Source organism: Nocardioides malaquae, from assembly GCF_015070385.1.
In the GTDB taxonomy this organism is placed as follows: domain Bacteria; phylum Actinomycetota; class Actinomycetes; order Propionibacteriales; family Nocardioidaceae; genus Nocardioides; species Nocardioides malaquae.
In genome coordinates, this window is sequence record NZ_JADCSA010001351.1 from 1 (window position 1) to 231 (window position 231).

Sequence of the window (231 nt, forward strand, 5' to 3'; positions counted from 1 at the left end):
CCATCACGCCCATTATTAGTCTATATGTCAAAGAACTGATGCATAACGTCGGCCCAATCACCGTCGTTGCTGGAATCATTGCCGCTCTACCCGGAATTTCGACGCTATTATCGGCGCCGCGACTCGGACGGCTCGGTGATCACCGGGGGGCTGACCGTATCCTTGTCTTTGGTTTCGTCTTTGCCATCCTGATGTACTTTCCACAAGGCTTCGTCTCCAGTGTGTGGACAT

Annotated in this window: 1 pseudogene; it reads left to right on the forward strand. The window is 52.8% G+C overall.

The annotated features are described in order from the left end of the window. Window positions 1–231 (forward strand): annotated as a pseudogene (locus IEQ44_RS18820) (hypothetical protein); the annotation flags it as partial.